The organism is Clostridia bacterium, from assembly GCA_017620395.1.
Classification (GTDB): Bacteria; Bacillota; Clostridia; order Oscillospirales; family RGIG8002; genus RGIG8002.
Map to the genome: position 1 here is coordinate 40,029 of JAFZQJ010000032.1, position 21,343 is coordinate 61,371.

The window sequence follows — 21,343 nt, forward strand, 5'->3', positions numbered from 1 at the left end:
CGCCGCAAACTCTTAACTCGCGCGAAGCGCGATCATAACTCTAAACTCTAAACTCAAAACCCCGTCCGAGATTTCGGACGGGGTTTTCTCTCCCTCCGTCACTCGCGGGCTTCGCCCGCGAGCGCCACCTCCCTCCCAGAGGGAGGCAAGGCCGCGCACGGCGCGGGCGGTTTGTCATCCTGAGCGGAGCAACCGAAGGTTGCGCAGTCGAAGGATCTCACGCAGCGCAGCGGTCGTTCTGTCATCCTGAGCGGAGTAACGCGTCAGCGTTACGAAGTCGAAGGATCTTGAAGGTAACGGTATTATATAAGAAAAAGTGTGTATTCGGATTTGAGGGTCATCCCCTGCTCCGAATACACACTTTGTTTTTTTACACAGCCTCGTCTTTAAGATCCTTCGACTTCGCGGCGTTCCGCCGCTCCGCTCAGGATGACAAAGGACAACGCGAGATCCTTTGACTTCGCGGGCTGCGCCCGCTTCGCTCAGGATGACACCCCCTACGAGTTGGCCGCGATCACCGCCGCGGCGACGGCGTCGGCGACGCCGGGGAAAAAGACGTCGGGGATTATCTTCGCCGGCGAAAGCTCCGAATCCGGAACGAGCGCGGCGAGGGCGCGCGCGGCGGCGTGCTTCATCGGCTCGGTTATCGCCCTGGCGCGGCATTTCAGCGCGCCCTTGAATATGCCCGGGAACGCGAGCAGGTTGTTTATCTGGTTCGGGTAGTCGCTGCGCCCCGTGCCGACGACGGCGGCTCCGGCGGCGAGGGCTTCCTCAGGCGTTATCTCGGGAGTCGGATTCGCCATAGCGAAGATTATCGGCTTATTCATCGACGCGACCATTCCGCCGGTCAGCACCTTACCGACCGAAACGCCGACGAAGGCGTCCGCGCCGCGAACGGCGTCCGCGAGCGAGCCGCGTATGCCGCTTTGGTTGACCGTCAGCGCAAGCTCGCGCTGCGCGGGGTTTATATCGCCCTCGGGATCGAGGACGCCGCCGATATCGCAGACCGTCAGCTCGCCGAAGCCGATATCGCGCAGGAGCTTCGACACCGCGATACCCGCGCTGCCCGCGCCGTTGACGACGACGCGCATTTCCTCCGGCTTCCTGCCCGTGACCTTGGCGGCGTTCAGCATCGCGGCGGCGACGACTATCGCCGTGCCGTGCTGGTCGTCATGGAAGACGGGCACGTCGCAGAGCTCCTTCAGCCGCGCTTCTATCTCGAAGCAGCGGGGCGCGGAGATGTCCTCGAGGTTGATGCCGCCGAAGGACTTGCTGATCAGATGCACGGTGCGGATTATCTCCTCCGTGTCGCGGCTGTCGACGCAGATAGGCACCGCGTCGACTCCGCCGAAGCGCTTGAAAAGCGCGCACTTGCCCTCCATGACGGGCATGCCGGCGGCGGCTCCTACGTCGCCGAGGCCGAGCACCGCCGAGCCGTCCGTCACGACGGCGACGACGTTCCCGCGCCGCGTGAGCGTGAAGCTTTTCGCATAGTCGGCTTCGATCTCCTTGCAGGGGCGGGCGACGCCCGGCGTGTAGGCGAGCGAGAGGTCCTCGCGCGTTTCGAGCGGAGCGCGGACCGAGATTTCGATTTTTCCGCCCAGCTCTTCGTGCAGGGCGAGCGATTTTTCGTATACGTCCATGGTTTTTTCCTTTTGGTTTGATGTGGTGTGGAAGCGCGGTTGGGCTTCCCCTTGAGGGGAAGCTGTCGAAAAGGGCGCAGCCCTTTGAGACTGATGAAGTGTAAAAATCGGTCGTACACGCCTGCGCCGACCGCTTACGCTACCGGCGCGCAGGCGATTGATAATCGCCCCTACGATCCGCGCACGGCGCGGGGACACCTCATCCGTCTTGCCGCTTCGCGGCAATCCACCTTCCCCTCGAGGGGAAGGCTTGCTACAGCTTCATTATTTCGTCATACTTGTCCGCGTCCATCAGGCCGGCGCCGACGACGGCTTCTCGGAGGGTGATATTTTCCTCAAGCGCACGCTTGGCGGCGGCCGCCGCGGCGTCGTAGCCGATGACGGGCGTCAGGCGCGTGACCGTCATGAGCGAGCGCTCGAGGTATTCGCGCATCACGGCTTCGTCCGCGGTCAGACCCGCGAGGCAGTTATCCGTGAAGGAGGTCATCGCGTCGGTCAGCAGGTAGACCGAGCGCAGGAAACGGAAGGCGATCAGCGGCATGCAGACGTTCAGCTCGAGGACGCCGGCGGCGCAGGCGCCGGTCAGCGCCGCGTCGTTGCCGAAGACCTCGTGGCAGACCATTATCAGCGCCTCGCACTGCGTCGGGTTGACCTTGCCGGGCATTATCGAGCTGCCCGGCTCGTTGGCGGGGAGCTTCAGCTCGCCGATGCCGCAGCGCGGGCCGCTGCCGAGCAGACGGACGTCCGAAGCGAGCTTGTGCAGGTCGGCGGCGAGCGTCTTCAGCGCGCCGTGCGCGGCGAGGACGGCGTTCTTTGAGCCGAGGCCGGCGAATTTGTTTTCGCAGGGATAAAACTCCGTCGCGCAGGCCTCCGTCATGAAGGCGCAGACCGCTTCGTCGAAGCCGTCGGGGCAGTTGAGCCCGTTGCCGACGGCGGTGCCGCCTATCGGCAGAGCGCGGAGCTTGTGAAGCGAAAGCTGCACGCCGTCGATATCCGATTCGATCGCGGCGCGCCAGCCGCTGAGCTCCTGCCCGAAGGTCATCGGCACGGCGTCCTGCATGTGAGTGCGCGCGACCTTGGGGGTTTCGGCGTAGCGTTCCTCAAGCGCGGAAAGCGCTTTGACGAGCTTCTCCGCGGCGGGAAGGAGCAGCCCCTCCAGCGTCAGCACCGCGGAAACGGAGATCGCCGAGGGGAAGGTATCGTTAGAGCTCTGCGACATATTCACGTGGTCGTTGGGGTGGATCTTCAGCTCCGGATGAAGCTGCATCGCGCGGTTGGCGACGACCTCGTTGACGTTCATATTCGTCTGCGTGCCGCTGCCCGTCTGCCAGACGGAGAGCGGGAAATGCGCGTCCAGCTTGCCGGTGAAGACCTCGGCACACGCCTCGGAGATCGCGGCGCGGCGCGCTTCGTCAAGCTTGCCGAGATCGCGGTTCGCCGTCGCCGTCGCCTGTTTCAGCATCGCGAGCGCGTGGACGATCACCGACGGCATAAGGTCGCCTCCGATGCGGAAGTTTTTGAGGCTCCGCGCCGTCTGCGCTCCCCAGAGCTTGTCGGCGGGGACCTTCATCTCCCCCATCGAGTCCTTTTCGATACGGTAGTTCTCTTCCATTTCGTTACCTCAGAAAATCGTTCTGTCCCAATACTTGCGGTCGAGACAGCGGTATTGAAGCGCCTCCGCGACGTGCTCCTCGCGGATGCCGTCCTCGGCGGCGAGGTCGGCGATCGTGCGCGCGACGCGCAGGACCTTGTCGTAGGCGCGGGCGGAAAGCGACATCTTCTCGAACGAGCGGCGCAGCAGCTCGGCCGCGCTGTCCGATATCGCGCAGAGCTTCTTCGTCTTGCCGCCGGAGAGGCGGGCGTTGCAGGAAACGCCGATATCCGCGTAGCGTTCCTCCTGCCGCTTGCGCGCGGCGGCGACGCGGGCGCGGACGGCTTCGCTGCTCTCGGCGGGCGCTTCGCTGCGCAGGTCGTTGAATTCAAGCGGCTCGGTCTCGACGTGGATGTCCATTCGGTCGAGCAGCGGGCCGGATATTTTCGACAGGTATTTGTGGATCTGCCCGGGCGAGCAGGTGCAGCGCTTCTTCGGGTTGCCGAAGTTGCCGCACGGGCAGGGGTTCATCGCGCAGACGAGGATCATTTCGCAGGGGAAGGTCATGCTCCCGACCGCGCGGGTTATGGTGATGCTGCCGTTCTCAAGCGGCTGGCGGAGCGCCTCGAGCGTATCGCGCGGGTATTCCGGCAGCTCGTCGAGGAACATCACGCCGTTGTGCGCCAGCGAAAGCTCGCCGGGGCGCGGATTGTGGGTGCCGCCCGTCATGCCGATCTTGCTCATCGTGTGGTGAGGCGCGCGGAACGGGCGCGAAAGCATCGTAGGCACTCCCTCGGGGAGCAGGCCGGCGATGGAGTATATTTTGGTCGTCTGCAGGGATTCCGCCGTAGTCATCGGCGGCATGATCGTCGGCAGACGCTGGGCGAGCATGCTTTTGCCCGTGCCGGGAGGGCCGACCATGAGCAGATTGTGGCCGCCGGCGGCGGCTATTTCAAGCGCGCGGCGGGCGACGGGCTGGCCCTTTACGTCCGCCATGTCGCAGGCGTAGGTCTGCTCCGCGACGGGGAAGTTCATTTCGGTGACGGGAGTCAGCTTCGCGCCGCCGTTAAGGTGTTCGACGAGCTCGGTCACGTCGCGGACGGGGTAGATCTCCACGTCCTTCGCCACCGACGCTTCGGCGGCGTTGTCGTATGGGATGAAAAGGCGCTTTATCCCGAACTGCGCCGCGCCGACCGCTATCGGCAGCACGCCGTTGACGCGGCGCACCTCCCCGTCGAGCGAAAGCTCGCCGACGAAGGCGGCGTCCGAAATATCGGCGCGGAGCTGTTCCGTTGCGAAAAGGATGCCGACGAAGACGGGCAGGTCGTACATCGCGCCCTCTTTTTTGCGGTCCGCGGGGGCGAGATTCACGACTATGTGGCTGACCGGGAAGATAAAGCCGCGGTTCTTTATGCAGGAGCGCACGCGGTCGCGCGATTCGCGCACCGCCGTATCCGGCAGGCCGACCACGTCGAAGCCGGGCAGACCGCCGGAGATATCTATCTCCGCCTCCACCTTGTAGGCGTCGAGGCCGAAAAGTCCGAAGGAGTTTATTCTTGCGAACATATTTTCCCTCCCGTTGTTTTATTTCGTCTTTCGCGGGGCAGAATGAATGCAGAAAGGGGCGATAGTATGGCGCACCGCACCGACCTTGCCGCGGAGGCGCGGACGGAACACGGAGAACTCGACGGAGTCGAGGTCAGAACGCGCACGGCGGAGGACGTTACCGTGACGGAGACGGTCATTTCAACCGCCGAGGCGGGCGAAAAGCTCGGCAAATCGCCGGGCAGATACGTTACCATAGAGCTCTCCGGTCTGAAAACCGGAGATATCGACGAGGAGGACGCGGGGCGGCTCATCGCCGAGGAGCTGAAGCCGATGCTCCGCGAGGGCGGCGCGCTCGTCGCCGGACTCGGCAACCGCCGCGTGACTCCCGACGCGCTCGGCCCGCGCGCCGCGGACGGCGTTCTCGCGACGCGGCATATCGCCGCGGCGCTCAAGGAGTTCGCCGGCATCGAAAACACCCGTCCGGTCAGCGTTATCGCGACCGACGTGCTCGGGCGCACCGGAGTGGAAACGCTGGAGCTGCTGCGCGGCGCGGTCGGCGAGGTCAAGCCCTCTCTCGTCATCGCCGTGGACGCGCTCGCCTCGCTATCGACCGAGCGGCTCGGCACGACTGTGCAGATATGCGACGCGGGCATCTCCCCCGGTTCGGGCGTAGGAAACAGGCGGGCGGAGCTTTCGGAAAAGACGCTCGGCGTGCCCGTGATCGCCGTCGGCGTGCCGACGGTGGTCGACGCCGCGACGGTGGCGGAGGACTACTCCGGCGGGTACTTTCAGAAGCACGGGTTTTTCGTCACGCCGCGCGAGGTGGACGCGCTCGTCGACACGGCGGCGCGGATCGTTTCGCGCGGGATAAACGAGGCGCTCAATCCGCAGCTGCCGATCGAGGACATCATGCACGCGCTCGCCTGAGCTCGCGCATGTAATGAATACTGAAGACTTAAAAGTGAATAATGAATAATTAAGGAGCAAATCGCGCCCGTCGGACGCGATTTGAATTTTTAATTGCAAGTCCGTAATATACGCCGGTAAAAGCGAGGGATTTTCGGATGATTTGCGGCGCGGAAGGAATGAGGTTGGCAAAGCGCAAAGGGCCGAAAAGACCCGCTTTTGTCACTTTATTACGTCGCAGCCCATGTACTTACGCAAGACTTCCGGCACGACCACGCTGCCGTCTTCCTGCTGGAAGTTCTCGAGTATCGCGGCGGTGGTCCTGCCGACGGCGAGGCCGCTGCCGTTGAGGGTGTGGACGAGCTCCGCCTTGCCCTTTATATCGCGCTTGAAGCGGATGCTCATGCGGCGCGCCTGATAATCCTCGAAGTTCGAGCAGCTGGAAATCTCGACGTATCTGCCGTAGGACGGCATATAGACCTCGATATCGTAGGTCTTCGCCGAGGAGAAGCCCATGTCGCCGCTGGAGAGGCATACGACGCGGTAAGGCAGACCGAGCAGCTGAAGCGTCAGCTCCGCCTCGTGAGTCAGCTCTTCGAGCTCTTCGTAACTGCTCTCCGGGGTGGTGAACTTGACAAGCTCGACCTTGTTGAACTGGTGCTGACGTATAAGGCCGCGGGTGTCCCTGCCGGCGCTGCCCGCCTCGGAACGGAAGCAGGCGGAGTAGGCGCAGAACTTTATCGGCAGCTCGCTGCCGTCGAGTATTTCGTCGCGGTAGTAGTTGGTCACCGGCACTTCGGCGGTCGGGATCAGGAAGCAGTCTGTGCCGGTCACCTTGTAGGCGTCCTCCTCGAACTTCGGGAGCTGGCCGGTGCCGGTCATCGAGGCGCGATTGGCCATGAACGGCGGGAATATCTCGGTGTAGCCGTGGGCGGTGTGGGTATCGAGGAAGAAGCACATTACGGCGCGTTCGAGCCGCGCGCCGAGCCCTTTGTAGAAGTGGAAGCGCGCGCCCGTTACCTTCGCGGCGCGGTCGGGATCGAGGATGCCGAGCTTTTCGCCGAGCTCCCAGTGGGGCTTCGGCTCGAAGCCGAAGTCGCGCACCTCGCCTACCCTGCGGATCTCCTGATTATAGGTGTCGTCCGGGCCGACGGGAACGGAATCGTTCGGGATGTTCGGGATCGAAAGCAGCATATTTCTGACCTTCTCCTCCGCTTCGCGGAGCTTGACGTCGTATTCCTTTATGCTGTCGGAAAGCGCCTTCATCTGCGCCATATCCTCGGAGGCGTCTTCGCCGCGGCTCTTTCTGATGCCGATGTCCTTGGAGACGGCGTTCAGCTGCTGCTTTTTGGCGTCCGCTTCCGCGATGAGCGCGCGGCGTTCGTCGTCGGCGGCGAGCAGCGCGTCGAGGTCGTAGTTTCCGTTTCTGCCGGCGAGGCGCTTTTTGCAGCCCTCGAGGTCGGCTCTGATCCTTCTGATGTCAAGCATTTTTACAAGACTCCTTTATAAATGATATATAAACTTATTCAAGCCCTACGCGACCGCCTGACAGACGGCGCACACGGCGGGTATCGTGATTATGGAAAGCAGAGTGGTGATCGCGACGGTCTTGGTCAGCAGGTCGGTGTTGCCGCCGAACTTCTCGGCGAACATCGCGCCCGCGACCGCCGACGGACACGCGAACGCGATGGCGAGCGCCACGACTATTTCGCGCGGGATCGGCAGTATCAGCGGAAGCGCGAGCAGCGCCGCCGTCGTCAGCGCCGGAAGCAGCAGCAGACGCAGCGCGACTCCGATCCACATATACTTATCCTTATACCATCCCTTCAGCGTAACGCCGCCGAGGATCGCTCCGCAGAGCATCATCGACATCGGCGTCTGCGCCGAGGCGAGCCAGGAGACCGGGTTCATAATTATTCTCATCGGCTCGCTGTCTGTAACCGCGTCGGGAAGCAGGATTATCCCGAGCGCCGCGATTATCGCGATAGTGCCGGGATTGAGGATGACCGAAAGCAGCTTCTTGCGGTTCTCGGTGAAGAGCGAGATGCCGACGATGAAGTTCAGCATCGTGAAGACGGCGACGGAAACGCCGACGTAGGCGGTCGCTTCCTTGCCGAGTATGCCTTCGACCAGCGGGATGCCCATGAAGCCCATGTTCGCGAAGATCGCGGAATACTTCACGGCGTTCACGTCGCGGGATTTCCTGCCGATGAATATCAGCGTCACCGCGGCGAAGAGCACTCCGAAGCCGACCGCCGAGGCCAGCGCGGACCAGCCGAGTATCGCGAAGGCGTTTTCGCCGTTCTCCTTGGCGGTCAGCACGAGGCGCTCGATGATTATCGCCGGACTGATGATGTAAAAGAGGATATCGGTCACGCAGGTGATGCCTTTGCCCTCGAATATATGCACGCGGCGCAGGATGACGCCTACCGCGATGAGCACGAAGAGCATCGCGACCTGCTCGGCGGAAATGCGTATGGTTTCAAGCATGCTTTGACCGACCTTTCGTTATGGAGTGTGGATGTACGGATGCCGTAATCCCGCGGAGGCAGCGCCGATGGGGGATCACTATTCCTTTTTATGCTGCAAAAGGCGGGGGATCCTTCGGGCTTCGCCCTCAGGATGACAGACGACGGTGTGAGATCCTTCGCTTCGCACGGGATGACAAGCGTCACACGCTCGTCAGCGCGGCGCCCTCCGGGATGACGAAACGCATCGCTGCTGGAACGACCGAGAGCTTCAGCTCGTCCGCTTCCTCGACTTCGCCGTCGACGCAGAATTTGAACGGCTTATCCGACGAGACGGTCATCCCGTCGGTGCGGAAATAGGAAAGCCGGTCTTTCATCTTTTCGCATTCGAGGTGGGTGCCCTCGCGGTATTTGCCGACGAGCTTCAAAAAGCCGAGGCGCCCGACCTTTTCGTCGGCGCGGAAGACGTCGAACTTCCCGTCGTCGAGCAGCGCGAGCGGGTTTGATTTGAAGCCGCCGCCGCAGTAGCGCCCGTTCGCGATGGAACAGAGCGTAAGCCTCTGCTCCTCCGTCCTGCCGTCATAGGTCAGCTTCAGCGAGCATTTCGGCATCGGGAACATCTCGATGAACGCCGCGACGGTGTAGGAATTCGAGCCCTTCATCAGCGGCCTGCCGCGGTGGCGCTCGACGTAGTCGACGACCGCGCAGTCGAAGCCGATGTTTATGGTGTTGACGGCGAAGCGGCCGTTATACTTGATAAGGTCGAACTCGCACGCCATGCCGCGGATCTGGCGGCGTATATCCGCGAACGCCTCGGCGGGCGCGAAGTTACGGACGAAATCGTTGCCGGTGCCGCCCGGGATCGCCGCGATCTCGACGTTCGGGAAGCCGAACGCGCCGTTGGCGACTTCGCCCAGAGTGCCGTCTCCGCCGCAGGCGTAAACGCGGTACGCCACGCCCGTTTCCGCGAGCTCGCGGGTGTGCTTTTCCGCGTCGCGGGGCGCGTCGGTGTAGTATATCTCCCACTCGACGCCCTCGGCTTCGCAGGCGGCTTTTATGTCGGAAATGAGTTTTTCGCGCAGTTTTTTAACCGTGTTCGGGTTGATGATGAATACGTGCTTCATACGTTTCCTTCTACCCTTTGCGTTATTCTATCTTTACAATCCCTGCTTATTTTGGGAGATTCCCCGCTTACGCCCGGATTGACAGGGGTCTGTTCCGGTCTTTGCCGAGGTCAGAATTCGACCTTTACTGTGGTGTCGGGGCCGTCGGCGAGGGCGGCGTCCACCAGCTCCTCGATATTGCCCTCCGCGACGCACATGACGGTATCCGCGCCGCCGTAGTAGACCTTCAGCGTGCCGTCGTCGTCCGCGACGGCGCCGCAGGTGAAGACGACGTTCGCGACGTAGCCGCTGCGCTCGTAGGGCGCTTCCGGCGCGAGGATGAAGTCGTGCATCCTGCCGATGACCTTGCGCGGATCGTTCAGGTCGTGCACCGCGCAGCCGAGGCGATAGATCTGCCCCGCCATCGTGTTCGTGGTCGCGTGATAGATATTCAGCCAGCCGCGCGGCGTCTTTATCGGGGGCGCGCCGGGGCCGATCTTGTTATCCTGCCATATATCGTAGGGGTCGGTCGTCATGATGAACTGCTGATTGCCCCAGTGGATCAGGTCGGGCGAATAGCTGATGAAGATGCCGCTGTTGCCCGCGTTCGCGAAGTTCGGGCGCTCGAAGCGGACGTATTCGCCGTTTATCTTCTCGGGGAAAAGCACACAGTTGCGGTAGTCGATCGCGGTGGTAAGTCCCATGCGCTCGATGTGCAGGAAATCCTTCGTCTTCGCGATGCCTATCTGGAAGCCGTAGGTCGCGAAGCAGGAATAGAAGATGTAGTAGGTATCCCCTATCTGCGTTACGCGCGGATCCTCGACCCCCTTGTTCTCGGGGTTCTTGAATATCCCGCTCTCCGCCTTCTGAAAGACCGGCTCGGGATGTATCTCGAAGTTGTAGCCGTCCTTCGACCGCGCGAGGCCGAAGACCGAGCGGCCGTCCGTTCTGCCGCAGCGGAGCAGGAGTATGTACTCGTCCCCCAGCTTCGCGGCGCCGGCGTTGTAGACCGTTTCGCACCTGAATGGCATATCCTTCGGCGTGATTATCGGGTTGCCTTCGTACTTTTTAAGCATTACTTTTCCCATAGTTTTCCTCCAGGTAGAATTATTTTGAATAATTATACAGAGAGTATATTATTTTTTAAGCCCCTTGATGTATCTGACGGCGTTTTCGCAGAAGACGTAGGTATCCTTCGGCTCCGCCTCGAACTCCAGCACCGTCCAGTCCATACCGAGCTGTTCGGCGCGGGCGAGGACCGGCTCGAAGTCGATTATGCCCTTGTCGATATCGCAGGAGGGGTGTTCGCCCTTGCCGTTTTTGATATGCAGGCTGCGGATGCGGTCGGGGTATTTATCCAGCATTTCCATGATGTCGCAGCCGCCGAGCTTCGCCCAGTAGCAGTCGAGCTGGAAGGCGATCTCCGGGCAGTCCTCCGCCATACGGAACCAGTACGCCTTGCCGTCCTTTTTGCACTCGGTGAACTCGACGATGTGATTGTGATATAGCAGGTCCGCGCCGGCGGAGCGGATCTTTCTGCCCAGCTCGTCGAAGCCCTCGACGAAGCGGTAGTACTCGTCGTCGTTCTGCGGATGCCAGCCGGGCATGACGAAGCGCTTCAGCCCCAGCGGGAGCAGGTAGTCACAGTATTCCTGCCAGTGCTCGAGCAGCAGCTCGTAGCCGAGATGGATGGACGGAACGCTCATTCCGTAACGCTTGATAAGCGCGGCGTAGTCATCGCGGCTCATATCGGTCACCTTGAAATGCTCGAAGCCGTTTATGCCCGTCTCGGCGAGGCGGCGCAGGGTGCCTTCAAGGTCGTTTTCGGCGTCTTCGTGGCAGCTCCAGAGCTGCAGGGCGACGTTTTCGTACATTGACATTTGTGTTCCTCCTTAAGTGGCGGTTATTCTTGCCTCCCTCTGAGGAGGGAGGTGGCATCCGAGGCAAAGCCGAGGATGACGGAGGGAGAGATAACGACACCTCTCCTTATGCTGACGCGCCGTGCCGAAGACGATGGAAAGATAGCCCTGCGTCTGCGGAACAAAGTTCCTGCAAAACACTGTTCGGCGTTATCTCTCCCTCAGTCTCGAAGGGCTCCGCCCTTCTCGACAGCTCCCTCCTCAGAGGGAGCCGAGGCGCGTTATTTCAGTTTTTCAACCGTTTCCATAACGTAGTCGCCGAAGGCGGAGCAGGTCGCGCCGTCGCTGCGGCCGGTTATGGTAAGGCGTTTTTCTTCAAGCATACATATATCGAGAGCGCGCTCGAGCAGCGCGGCTTTGCCGTTCCTGCCGACGTGGTTGAGCAGCATGACGGCGGCGCGGAGCATCGAGCAGGGGTCGGCGTAGATATCGCGCCCCTCGGCGACCATGCGCGGCGCGGAGCCGTGGATCGCCTCGAACATCGCGTAGCGCGTGCCGATATTCGCGGAGCCGGCGGTGCCGACGCCGCCCTGAAGCTCCGCGGCTTCGTCGGTGACGATGTCGCCGTAGAGGTTCGGCAGCACGAAGACGGAGAAGTCGCGGCGGCGCTTCTCGTCAAGCAGCTTCGCGGTGGTGATGTCGATATACCACTCGTCCGTGATTATCTCGGGGTACTCCGCCGCGACGGCGTGGCAGTCGCGCAGGAAGTTTCCGTCCGTCGTCTTGATGACGTTCGCCTTCTGGATGAGCGAAACGCGGGGCTTGCCGTTGGCGCGCGCGAACTCGTAGGCGAGGCGCGCGATGCGGGTGCTGCCCTGCTTCGTAGTGACGGTGAAGTCGAAGGCGAGGTCGTCGGTGACGTTCACTCCCTTTGAGCCGAGGACGTAGGAGCCCTCGGTGTTCTCGCGGAAGAAGGTCCAGTCTATGCCCTGCTCGGGGATCTTGACCGGACGGACGTTCGCGAAGAGATCGAGCGCCTTGCGCATAGCGACATTCGCGCTCTCTATGTTCGGCATATCGCCGCCCGCCTGGGGAGTCGTGGTCGGGCCTTTCAGGATAACGTGGCATTCCTTCAGCTGCTCCATGACGTCGTCCGGTATCGCCTTGCCGCAGGCGACGCGGTTCTCTATCGTCAGTCCGTCGATATAGCGGAACTCGACCTTGCCCGCGGCGACTTCGCCGGCGAGCAGGTATTCGAGCACGCGGGCGGCCTCGCGGGAGATGACGGGTCCGATGCCGTCGCCGCCGCAAACGCCGATGATGAGCTTATCCAGCGCCGCGTAGTCGACGAATCCGGCGTCCGCCTTCATGCGCTCGACGCGCGCGAGCTGTTCTTCGATGAGCTGTCTGAAATGTTCTACTGCTTTTTCTGTCATTTGGGTACTCCTTTTTTACTTATGCGAGGACGACAGCACCAGCACGGGCAGCGTCCAGAAGAGCGCGTAGATGAGTATTTTCCACGCTTCTATCGCCGACGGCGTCGACGCGAACGAGAAGACCGCGACGAAGATCAGGCCTATCACCGCCGAGGCGATCAGCGCCGCTATGTTGAACGCAACGCTGCCCTTCAGCTTGGAGGCGCAGACCGCCGCTTCGGGCAGGGCGCAGCAGTCGTCGCCGACGACGACGCCGGCGGGAAGGCTCCGCGCCTTCTTATACCTGCGCTCGAGACGGTCGAGCGCGCGGGCGCTGATGACCTTCACGGTCGCGTTGCTGAGCTTCATGCGGTTGGAAAGTATTTCTTTGGTAACGTTGGTGTCCTTCGTCGCGATGAGCAGCGTCAGACCGGAGTCCTCGGCGCGGCGCAGGCGGCGCTTGGCAACGTCCGCGATGCCGTAGGTCACGACGTACATCGCGCACAGCTGCATATCGGCAGCGAGGTAGAAGACGTGGCGGTCGCCTCCGGAAACCTTCGATTCGTAGGCGGAGGACGGCACGGGGATCTGGTACGCCTTCATAAAGTCGCGGCTGCCGAGCAGAAGCTCCCTGCCCTGACTGCGGCAGACGACGCCCATTTCGTCGACGTATTCGATGCTGTCTATCTCGCGCAGGATGGACTTATCCGCGACGCTTCCTTCGAAGACCTTGCCGAGCGCTCCGCCGGCGGCGTTCAGCACGCTGACGGTGTCGGCGATGACGCCGTCCATCGGCGCGTTGTTGAAAAGGCTCATGCCGTGCAGGATTATCGATTTATCCGGGAAAACGTCGGTGTCTGAAACAACGATGCCGTTCGCCTCCGCGATGGTAACCGCGGCGTCGAAGTTGAGTATCGCGCCTCCCTTGCGATTGAGGCGGCGGTTTATGCGCGTCAGCGGCAGAACGGTGACGAAAATGCTCATAAGAGGCGTTCCCGCACAAAGCGCGGCGGTGAACACCGAGAGCGCGACGCCAACGGACGCTCCCCTCCACACAGCGGAAACGAGAGCTATCAGCAACGCGGCGGCGGCCGCTCCGATGAAGAGTTTTCCGACGGAATTATCGGCGTCGCTCTCCTTTGAGGAGGCTTCGACCACGCCGACTACTGCGTCGGTGCGGTGCGGCGCGCAGAGGCGGGCTTCGCCGGAGATCTGTCCTCCGGAAACGTCCTCCGCGAGCTCCTCGTCGTCCACCATTACGGCGGCGGCAAGCTGCTTTCGCTCGCTGACGAATTTCATATTGCCGCGTATGTGGCGCACCATCTGAAGGTCGCCGAGCCGTATGAACAGCAGCATCACGGCGGGCAGGAAGTTATATACTCCGACCGTTCCCTCGGATATATAAGAAGGATTTATCATAAGGGCGATATTCTGTATCACCGCGACGGCGGTGCATATCACCGCCGCGGATTCCGCACGGAATTTCAGCGTCCTGATTTGCTCGAACGCACGCTTTACGAACGGAATGCTGAACGCAAGCGTAAGCATACTGACCGCGGCGCTGATGAAGAGATAGACGACGGCGATGTCGCGCTCGGTCGCCGCGGATTCGGATTTCAGCGCGAAGACGTCGATGATAAGCAGCAGCAGTGCGCACGCTCCGAGGAAAACGGATTTCAGCACGCCGTCGCTGCGGCGGGCGCGGAGCTCCTCCTCGACAAGGTAGTAGTCGTCCGGCTCGCCGTGGTATTCGGCCTCCTCGTCCGGCGCGGTCTCCTCCGGCTCGGGCATGTTGTAAGTCTTGCGGACGTTTTCTCTGATATTGTTCTCAACGCTCTCCTTGAAGCCCGCGGCGACGGCGTCGGCGTCGGCCTTCTCCGCCGGTGGCTCCTTGGCGTTTGTCATCACGTTCACCGGCCCGGCGCCTTCGAAGAAGAGCTGATCCGGCTCGGCCTCGCTGTTGCGCGGCCTGCGGGGAGCGCGTTTCTTCGGCGTCTCCTCCTTGACCGGCGGCGCGAATATCACGGTGCCGCCCTCGACCTTCGGCTCACCGCCTTCCTCGACGGCGACTGCGTATTCCTCGGGCTGCGCCTCGATCTCTATGGTGCTGAAAAGCTTCAGACTGCGCGTATCCTCGAGCGACGGGCGCTTTTTCTTCACAGACGGCACGCGGACGGTCGCGGCGGTTTCCGGCTCCGGAATCGGCGCGGACGCGGGCTTTTCTTCCGCCGCGGGCGCGGCTTTCGCCTCCGCCGCGGGCGCGGGACTGTCATTCCGAGGAGCCGCCGGCGACGGGGAATCCCCTTCCGCTTGCAGACGCTCCGCTTGAGGTGCGGGATCCTTCGCTTCGCTCAGGATGACAGGCGTTTCCGCGGGCGCTTTCACGGGCTCGGGGGCGGGCTTCGCTTCGGCAGGGATGACCGGCGCGAACGAAAGCTCCGGTTCCGGCGCATGCGCGAGTCTCGCGCTGTCATTCCGAGAAGGATGCGAAGCCTCCGACGAGGAATCCCCATCCTTTTGCAGAGATTCTGCGGAAGGCGTGGGATCCTTCACTTCGTTCAGGATGACAGGCGCCTTAGCGGGTTCGGGCTCAGGCTTGGGTTCGGGTTTCAGCTCGGGTTTGGGCTCAGGCTTGGGTTCGGGCTTCGCGAACGGCACGGCCTTATCGCCCTCCACCTCGCGCAGGATATCGTCCAGCGAGAAGGTGCGGTCGACAGGCACTCCCGAATAGTCCTTCGAGGGCACGCCTAACTTTTCAAGATATTCCCTTTCTCTTTCCTTGCTCATTTGCGTCCCTCCATGAAAAGATACATCAGAATTCCGGCGGCGACCGAAGCGTTGAGCGACTCTATATCGCCGCGCATCGGGATCGAAAGCATAACGTCGCAGTTTTCGCGCACGAGGCGGGAGATGCCGTCCCCCTCCGCGCCGATGACGAGCGCGGCCGCGCCCGAAAGATCGACGTCGCCGTCGACCGAAACGCCCTCCGCATCGGCTCCGTAAACCCAGAGCCCGCGTTTTTTAAGTTCCTTCAGCGTTTCGGTTATATTAGTCACGCGGACGACCGGCGTATGCCAGACAGCGCCCGCCGACGCTTTTGAAACCACGGCTGTAAGCCCCGCCGCGCCCCGCTTCGGCACTATGACTCCGTGCGCTCCGAAAAGGTTGGCACTGCGGATGATGCTGCCGAGGTTGTGCGGGTCCTCGATGCCGTCGCAGACGATTATGAAGGGCGGCTCGCCCTTCTCCTCGGCGCGTTTGAAGACGTCCTCGAGGGTGGAATACTCGGCGTCCGCGAGAAGCGCGACGACGCCCTGGTTTTTGCTGCCGTATTTTTCAAGCTTGCGGCGGTCGACGTTTTTCAGCGGCACGCCCGCTTCGCGGCAGAGCCGCCGGAGCAGCGAAACCTCCGATTCCGAAACGCCGTTGGCAACGTATACGCACTGTACGCTCTCGCCCGCTTTCATCGCTTCCGCGACCGCGTTTCTGCCGAGGGCGACGCGCTGTTCAAAATCCGCCATTATCTCACCTCTGCATGACCGGCGACGGTCAAAACACTACATATTGTGGGATTATATATCATCGATTTTAATTGTACCATATATATCGTCAAAGATAAAGCGTTTTTTATCAACTTTTTGAAAAAAATTACAAATGATATTGCGGTATCGGCCGGCGGGGGTTATACTTATCGGTAACGGTTGAAAAACGCCTCTCCCGAAAGGGCGTAAAACGCTTTACGGAGGTATGCTTATGCCCACGCTGAATATCGTTCTGGTCGAGCCGGAGATCCCGCAGAACACCGGCAACGTCGCACGCACCTGCGCCGCGACAGGCTGCCGCCTGCACCTCGTCGGCCCGATGGGCTTCAAAATCGACGACGCGAAGCTGAAGCGCGCCGGACTCGACTACTGGCCGCTGCTCGACGTCACGTATTACGGCTCGCTCGGCGAATTCCTCGCCGAGTGCGGCGGCGAACGTTTCCTGTTCTCCACGAAGGCGCCCCGCGCCTATACCGAGGTCGAGTATCCCGACGGCGCGTGGCTGATCTTCGGCCGCGAGACGAAGGGCCTGACCGAGGAGCTGCTCGAGCGCGAACGCGACCGCTGCGTCCGTATCCCGATGATAAGCGAGGCGCGTTCGCTCAACCTCTCCAACTCCGTCGCCGTCGGCGTATTCGAGGCGCTGCGGCAGTGGGGTTTCCCGAAGCTGAAAAACTTCGGTAAAATGGCGGAGTGACGCCCTTTTCTCTGCGCTTTCGCGGCGCGGAAAATAATGCTTTATTTTTCTTTTCTCTTGTGCTATAATGTAAGAAGTGGAAGATGCATAATCACGCAAACGAAGGGAAGTGTGCGCTTTGGGCAGAATAATAGCGGTCGCAAACCAGAAGGGCGGCGTCGGCAAGACGACCACCGCCGTCAATCTTGCCGCCGCGCTTGCGCTTTGCGGGAAAAAGACTCTGCTTGCGGACATCGACCCGCAGGGGCACGCCACGGTCAGCTGCGGCATCGGCAAAAAGGAACTCGCAGCAACCGTTTACGACGTGCTGATAGGCGGAGCGAAAGCCGCCGACGCCATAATCTGTACGGAAGAGGGCCGTCCGGACCTGCTGCCCGCCACCGTCGACCTTGCCGGTGCGGAGCTCGAGCTGGCAGCTCTTGAAAAACGCGAATCGCGCCTGCGCGACGCGCTCAATCTCATCCGCGGCGATTACGACTATATTATCATCGATTCTCCCCCGGCGCTCGGGCTGCTGAACCTCAACGGGCTCGTTGCGGCGGACGCCGTTCTCGTGCCGCTGCAGACGGAGTTCTTCGCGCTGGACGGACTTTCTCAACTCATGGCGACGATACGCCTCGTGCGGCGCGGGCTCAACCCTTCGCTCGACCTCGAGGGCGTGCTGCTGACGATGTACAACAGCCAGCTCAACCTCACCAACCAGGTCGCCGCGGAGGTCAAAAAGTTCTTCCCGCGCAAGGTGTTCAAAACCGTCATTCCGCGCACCGTGCGGCTCAGCGAAGCACCGGGCTTCGGCAAGAACATATTTGAGTACGACCGCAACTCCAAGGGCGCGCTCGCCTATATGGAGCTTGCGAAAGAGATAATCGCGAACGACAGGTAGCGATATGCGCGTTATGCGCACGATGTGTCCCTTCGGGACGAGAGTTCGGCTAGCCGAACTCTCACGCGAGCGTCAGCGAGCGTATATCGTATTTGCAAAGCAAATATATCGCATCGCGAAGGCGATATATCGCGTTTGCGACGCAAACATATCGCATCGCCGAAGGCGATATATCCCGGAAAGGATAATTGAATGAGCGCAAAAACAATTAAAGATCTCTCCGTCGAACTAACGGTTGAAATAACCGAACTTTGCGAAACGGTAAAAGCTAAAGCCGTATATGCAAATCAGCTGTTGCGTTCCTGTTCTTCAATCGGCGCTAACGTGCACGAAGCGAAATACGCTCATAGCCGCGCCGACTTCATCAACAAACTTGAAATCGCCCTGAAAGAATGCCACGAAACTGAGTACTGGATTGAAATACTGCATAATACTCATTCGTTTTCTGATGAGCAGTATAAGAAAACATCTGAAAAATGCGGCTTAATACGCCGCAAACTTATAGCATCCATCACAACGGCAAAGAAAAACGCATAAGCGATATAAATCCCTATGGGATTAGCGATATAGATTCCTTCGGAATCTACGATATGTTTGCTTCGCAAACGCGATATGCGCATTATGCGCACGATGTGTCCCTTCGGGACGAGAGTTCGGCTTCGCCGAACGCAGAAAGGAAAAACGTATGGCTAAACTTACCGGACTCGGCAAAGGGCTCGACGCCCTCTTCGCCGAAAACACAGTTGACGAAAACGGCTATGAGCTGGTGAATATTGACGACATATCCCCCAACCGCGAACAGCCCCGCCGCGCCTTTGACGAGGAATCCCTCGCGGAGCTCGCTGATTCGATAAAACAGCGCGGGATACTCCAGCCGCTCATCATTCAGCCGACCGCGCTCGACGGCTACGTCATAATCGCGGGCGAACGCCGCTGGCGTGCCGCTCGTATGGCGGGGCTCGCGAAGGTGCCGGCGATAATCCGCCGCCCCGACGCGCACGAGGCCGCCGTCATCGCTCTCATCGAAAACCTCCAGCGCGAAGACCTCAATCCGGTCGAGACCGCCGAGGGCTGCCGCAGGCTGATGGACGACCACGGACTGACTCAGGAGGCGCTCGCCGCCGAGCTCGGCAAACCCAGAAGCGCGATCGCGAACCTGCTTCGCATACTCGCGCTGCCCGCGGACGTGATCGAGCTCGTCCGCACGGACAAGCTTTCGCTCGGTCACGCGAAGGCGCTCGCCGCGCTGCCCGCGGAAGCCGCTTCGGCGCTCGCTTCGCGCTGCGCAGCGGAGGGACTTTCCGTCCGCGCCTGCGAAGAGCTGGCGAAGGCCGCCGGCAAGCCCGCGAAAAAGTCTGCTCCCAAGCCCGTTTCGCGCACCGCGCTTATAGTAGAATCCGAAAAAGTACTGAAGGAAAAGCTCGGCCGCAGGGTAACCATAAGCGGCAGCGATAAAAAAGGCAAGCTCACCGTCGACTACTGCGGCGAGGGCGATCTGATCGACCTCGTCAACCGCCTTTCCGGGAACGGAGATGATCGCAGATGACCGAAGAAAAAAAGAAGTCCGTTATGGCTGTAGTCATCTACGGCGCGGTACTTTTCGTCGTCGCGGCGCTGCTGATAACGATGTCGATAATCATCAACGTCCGCAATACCGAGCGGCTCGAAAACCAAGTCGACGTCACCCAGCAGGGCGCGGAACGCGCGCAAACCACGCTTGTCAACATCCAGGAGGAGAACGAGGCTCTCCGCAAGCTTATCAACGAAGCCAACGCACGCGTCGACGAGATAAAGGCGCAGAACGAGGAGCTTTCCTCGCCGGCGGAGGCCGACGCCGCGCACATAGCGTCCCTCGACGCTCTTGCAGCGGCCGGGATGCACATTATCAACGGCAAGTTTTCACTCGCCCGCGAGCAGCTTGATCTCGTGAACGTCGAGCTGTTGACGGAGGATGAACTCGCCGCCTACGAGCGGATGTATTCTCGCGTGCACTGATTTTTTGCAAAAAAGACTTGATTTTTTCTCAAACGCGTGTTACAATAACACCGTTAATGAAGGTTTTTGATTGAGAGTGGGTTTGCGCCCGCTCTCAAGCGTTTATTAAGAGTTATTTTCCGGAGGCGCGAAGAGATGGCGAATATCAAGGAGAAGGTGCTCCCGCTGGCGCGGAAGGCGGCCGCCGACTGCGGAGTCGAGCTGTGGGATCTCGAGTTCGTCCGCGAGGGCGGCGAATACTACCTGCGGCTCTATATCGACAGTCCGGACGGCGTCGGCATCGACGACTGCGAAGCCGTCAGCCGCGCAATCGACCCGATGCTCGACGAGGCCGACCCCATCGAGCAGTCCTACAACCTCGAGGTTTCGTCGCCCGGCATCTTCCGCGAGCTGAAAACGCCGGAGCATTACGCAGCTTCCGTCGGAATGAACGTACGCGCCAAGCTTTACACCGCCGTTAACGGCAGCAAGGAGCTGATCGGCACGCTCGATTCCTTCGACGCCGACGGCTTCGTCATCGGCGGTACCGCGCTGCCGAAAAGCGCCGTCGCCTCCCTGCGTTGGCACGAAGAACTTGAGTTTTAGCTTTTAATAACGGCCTTACGCCGGTCGACATCACATATAAAGGAGAAAATCGAAAAGGAGCAAAACAATGGTCAACAAGGAATTTTTTGAAGCGCTGGATATGCTCGAAAAAGAGAACGGCATTTCCAAGGAATATATGCTGGACCGCGTCCGCGCGGCGCTGGAAACGGCGGTAAAGCGCGACGACGGCAACATCGATAATATCGAAGTGCTCGTAGACGAGGAGACCTCCTCCATCAGCCTCATCCGCCGCTGGACCGTCGTCGACGATATAACCGACGAGAACTGCCAGCTTACCCTCGAGGAAGCGAAGAAGATAAACAAAAAGGCGAAGCTCGGCGGCGAAGTCGTCCAGGAGATACAGACCAAGGAATTCGGCCGCATCGCAGCGCAGTCCGCAAAGCAGGTCATAATCCAGGCGATCCGCGAGGCCGAGAAACTCAAGCTGCTCGCCGACTTCCGCGGCAAGGAGCACGAGATAATCACCGCGCTCGTCACCAGCGTCGACCGCGTCAGCAGAAACGCCACCCTCGAGGTCGGCAGAAACAGCATCGTGCTGCCCGCCTCCGAGCAGGTCAAGGGCGAATACCTCACCGAAGGCAGCCGCGTGCGCATCTACGTCGTGGAGGTCAAGGAGACCGAGCGCGGACCGCGCATCGTCATCTCCCGCACCCATCCCGGTCTCGTGCGCCGTCTCTTCGAGCTCGAGGTGCCTGAGATCAACGAGGGTATAGTCGATATCCGCGCCATCTCCCGCGAAGCCGGCAGCCGCTCCAAGGTCGCCGTCGCCTCCAACGACCCCTCCGTCGATCCCGTCGGCGCCTGCATCGGTCAGAAGGGCACCCGCGTCGACAACATCAAGACGGAGCTGCGCGGCGAGAAGATCGACATCGTCCGCTACAGCGACGATATCGCCGAGTTCGTAACGGCAGCCCTTTCCCCTTCCGAAGTCATCGCAGTCGACGTCAACGAAGAGGAGCACACCTGCCACGTTACCGTGCCGGCGGATCAGCTTTCGCTCGCTATCGGCAAGGAGGGCCAGAACGCCCGCCTCGCCGCCAAGCTTACCGGCTGGAAAATAGATATAAAACCGGCAATGTGACCGCCG

19 protein-coding genes are annotated in these 21,343 nt (G+C 61.0%); 8 read left to right on the forward strand and 11 right to left on the reverse strand.

Translation table 11 applies throughout. The features are described from left to right. Window positions 1–497 precede the first annotated feature (497 nt). From J5441_07250 to J5441_07260, 3 genes are all read right to left on the reverse strand, one after another. Entirely contained in the window at window positions 498–1,643 is a 1,146-nt protein-coding gene (locus tag J5441_07250; GenBank protein MBO4934941.1) for an NADP-dependent malic enzyme, read from the reverse strand. Window positions 1,644–1,896: 253 nt separating this feature from the next. Continuing rightward, complete coding sequence (locus tag J5441_07255) at window positions 1,897–3,255, reverse strand: class II fumarate hydratase (GenBank protein ID MBO4934942.1); 1,359 nt, start codon at window positions 3,253–3,255, stop codon at window positions 1,897–1,899. 9 nt (window positions 3,256–3,264) lie between these two features. Continuing rightward, a complete protein-coding gene (locus J5441_07260; GenBank protein ID MBO4934943.1) occupies window positions 3,265–4,800 on the reverse strand; it encodes a YifB family Mg chelatase-like AAA ATPase in 1,536 nt (511 codons plus the stop codon). A 42-nt stretch (window positions 4,801–4,842) separates the two neighbouring features. Between J5441_07260 and J5441_07265 the strand changes: the two genes are divergently transcribed. Next, window positions 4,843–5,709 carry a GPR endopeptidase gene (locus tag J5441_07265; GenBank protein MBO4934944.1) on the forward strand — a complete coding sequence of 289 codons (867 nt, stop codon included), beginning with the start codon at window positions 4,843–4,845 and terminating at the stop codon, window positions 5,707–5,709. Between the two features lie 201 nt (window positions 5,710–5,910). Here the strand turns inward: J5441_07265 and serS are convergent, their stop codons facing one another. The 8 genes from serS to rlmB form a co-directional block, all read right to left on the reverse strand. Further along, on the reverse strand, window positions 5,911–7,176 hold the full coding sequence (serS, locus tag J5441_07270; GenBank protein ID MBO4934945.1) for a serine--tRNA ligase: 1,266 nt from the start codon (window positions 7,174–7,176) through the stop codon (window positions 5,911–5,913). A 45-nt stretch (window positions 7,177–7,221) separates the two neighbouring features. After that, entirely contained in the window at window positions 7,222–8,178 is a 957-nt protein-coding gene (locus J5441_07275; GenBank protein ID MBO4934946.1) for an AEC family transporter, read from the reverse strand. A 181-nt stretch (window positions 8,179–8,359) separates the two neighbouring features. Further along, window positions 8,360–9,280: a diacylglycerol kinase family lipid kinase gene (locus J5441_07280; protein ID MBO4934947.1), complete on the reverse strand. Its 921-nt coding sequence runs from the start codon at window positions 9,278–9,280 to the stop codon at window positions 8,360–8,362. 110 nt (window positions 9,281–9,390) lie between these two features. Then, on the reverse strand, window positions 9,391–10,347 hold the full coding sequence (locus tag J5441_07285) for a glycoside hydrolase family 130 protein (GenBank protein MBO4934948.1): 957 nt from the start codon (window positions 10,345–10,347) through the stop codon (window positions 9,391–9,393). A gap of 48 nt (window positions 10,348–10,395) precedes the next feature. After that, the gene (locus J5441_07290) at window positions 10,396–11,139 is read right to left on the reverse strand and encodes a sugar phosphate isomerase/epimerase (protein MBO4934949.1); all 744 of its coding nucleotides are present in this window, start codon (window positions 11,137–11,139) and stop codon (window positions 10,396–10,398) included. Between the two features lie 260 nt (window positions 11,140–11,399). Next, window positions 11,400–12,554 (reverse strand): isocitrate/isopropylmalate dehydrogenase family protein, encoded by a 1,155-nt coding sequence (locus tag J5441_07295; protein ID MBO4934950.1) that lies wholly within the window; start codon window positions 12,552–12,554, stop codon window positions 11,400–11,402. A 15-nt stretch (window positions 12,555–12,569) separates the two neighbouring features. Then, window positions 12,570–15,320 carry a hypothetical protein gene (locus tag J5441_07300; GenBank protein MBO4934951.1) on the reverse strand — a complete coding sequence of 917 codons (2,751 nt, stop codon included), beginning with the start codon at window positions 15,318–15,320 and terminating at the stop codon, window positions 12,570–12,572. Then, window positions 15,317–16,054 carry a 23S rRNA (guanosine(2251)-2'-O)-methyltransferase RlmB gene (gene rlmB, locus J5441_07305; protein MBO4934952.1) on the reverse strand — a complete coding sequence of 246 codons (738 nt, stop codon included), beginning with the start codon at window positions 16,052–16,054 and terminating at the stop codon, window positions 15,317–15,319. The genes J5441_07300 and rlmB overlap by 4 nt, the downstream gene beginning before the upstream one ends. Before the next feature lie 232 nt (window positions 16,055–16,286). Here rlmB and J5441_07310 point away from each other — a divergent pair, with 232 nt between their 5' ends. From J5441_07310 to nusA, 7 genes are all read left to right on the forward strand, one after another. Next, window positions 16,287–16,772: a tRNA (cytidine(34)-2'-O)-methyltransferase gene (locus J5441_07310; protein ID MBO4934953.1), complete on the forward strand. Its 486-nt coding sequence runs from the start codon at window positions 16,287–16,289 to the stop codon at window positions 16,770–16,772. Between the two features lie 118 nt (window positions 16,773–16,890). Then, window positions 16,891–17,655 (forward strand): ParA family protein, encoded by a 765-nt coding sequence (locus J5441_07315; GenBank protein MBO4934954.1) that lies wholly within the window; start codon window positions 16,891–16,893, stop codon window positions 17,653–17,655. Between the two features lie 192 nt (window positions 17,656–17,847). Further along, window positions 17,848–18,192: a four helix bundle protein gene (locus J5441_07320; GenBank protein MBO4934955.1), complete on the forward strand. Its 345-nt coding sequence runs from the start codon at window positions 17,848–17,850 to the stop codon at window positions 18,190–18,192. A gap of 148 nt (window positions 18,193–18,340) precedes the next feature. After that, window positions 18,341–19,201 carry a ParB/RepB/Spo0J family partition protein gene (locus J5441_07325; protein ID MBO4934956.1) on the forward strand — a complete coding sequence of 287 codons (861 nt, stop codon included), beginning with the start codon at window positions 18,341–18,343 and terminating at the stop codon, window positions 19,199–19,201. Beyond that, window positions 19,198–19,650, forward strand: a complete 453-nt coding sequence (locus J5441_07330) for a hypothetical protein (protein MBO4934957.1) — start codon at window positions 19,198–19,200, stop codon at window positions 19,648–19,650. Before J5441_07325 ends, J5441_07330 begins: the two co-directional genes overlap by 4 nt. A gap of 135 nt (window positions 19,651–19,785) precedes the next feature. Continuing rightward, the gene (locus J5441_07335; GenBank protein ID MBO4934958.1) at window positions 19,786–20,235 is read left to right on the forward strand and encodes a ribosome maturation factor RimP; all 450 of its coding nucleotides are present in this window, start codon (window positions 19,786–19,788) and stop codon (window positions 20,233–20,235) included. A 67-nt stretch (window positions 20,236–20,302) separates the two neighbouring features. Continuing rightward, entirely contained in the window at window positions 20,303–21,337 is a 1,035-nt protein-coding gene (nusA, locus tag J5441_07340) for a transcription termination/antitermination protein NusA (GenBank protein ID MBO4934959.1), read from the forward strand. Window positions 21,338–21,343 lie beyond the last annotated feature (6 nt).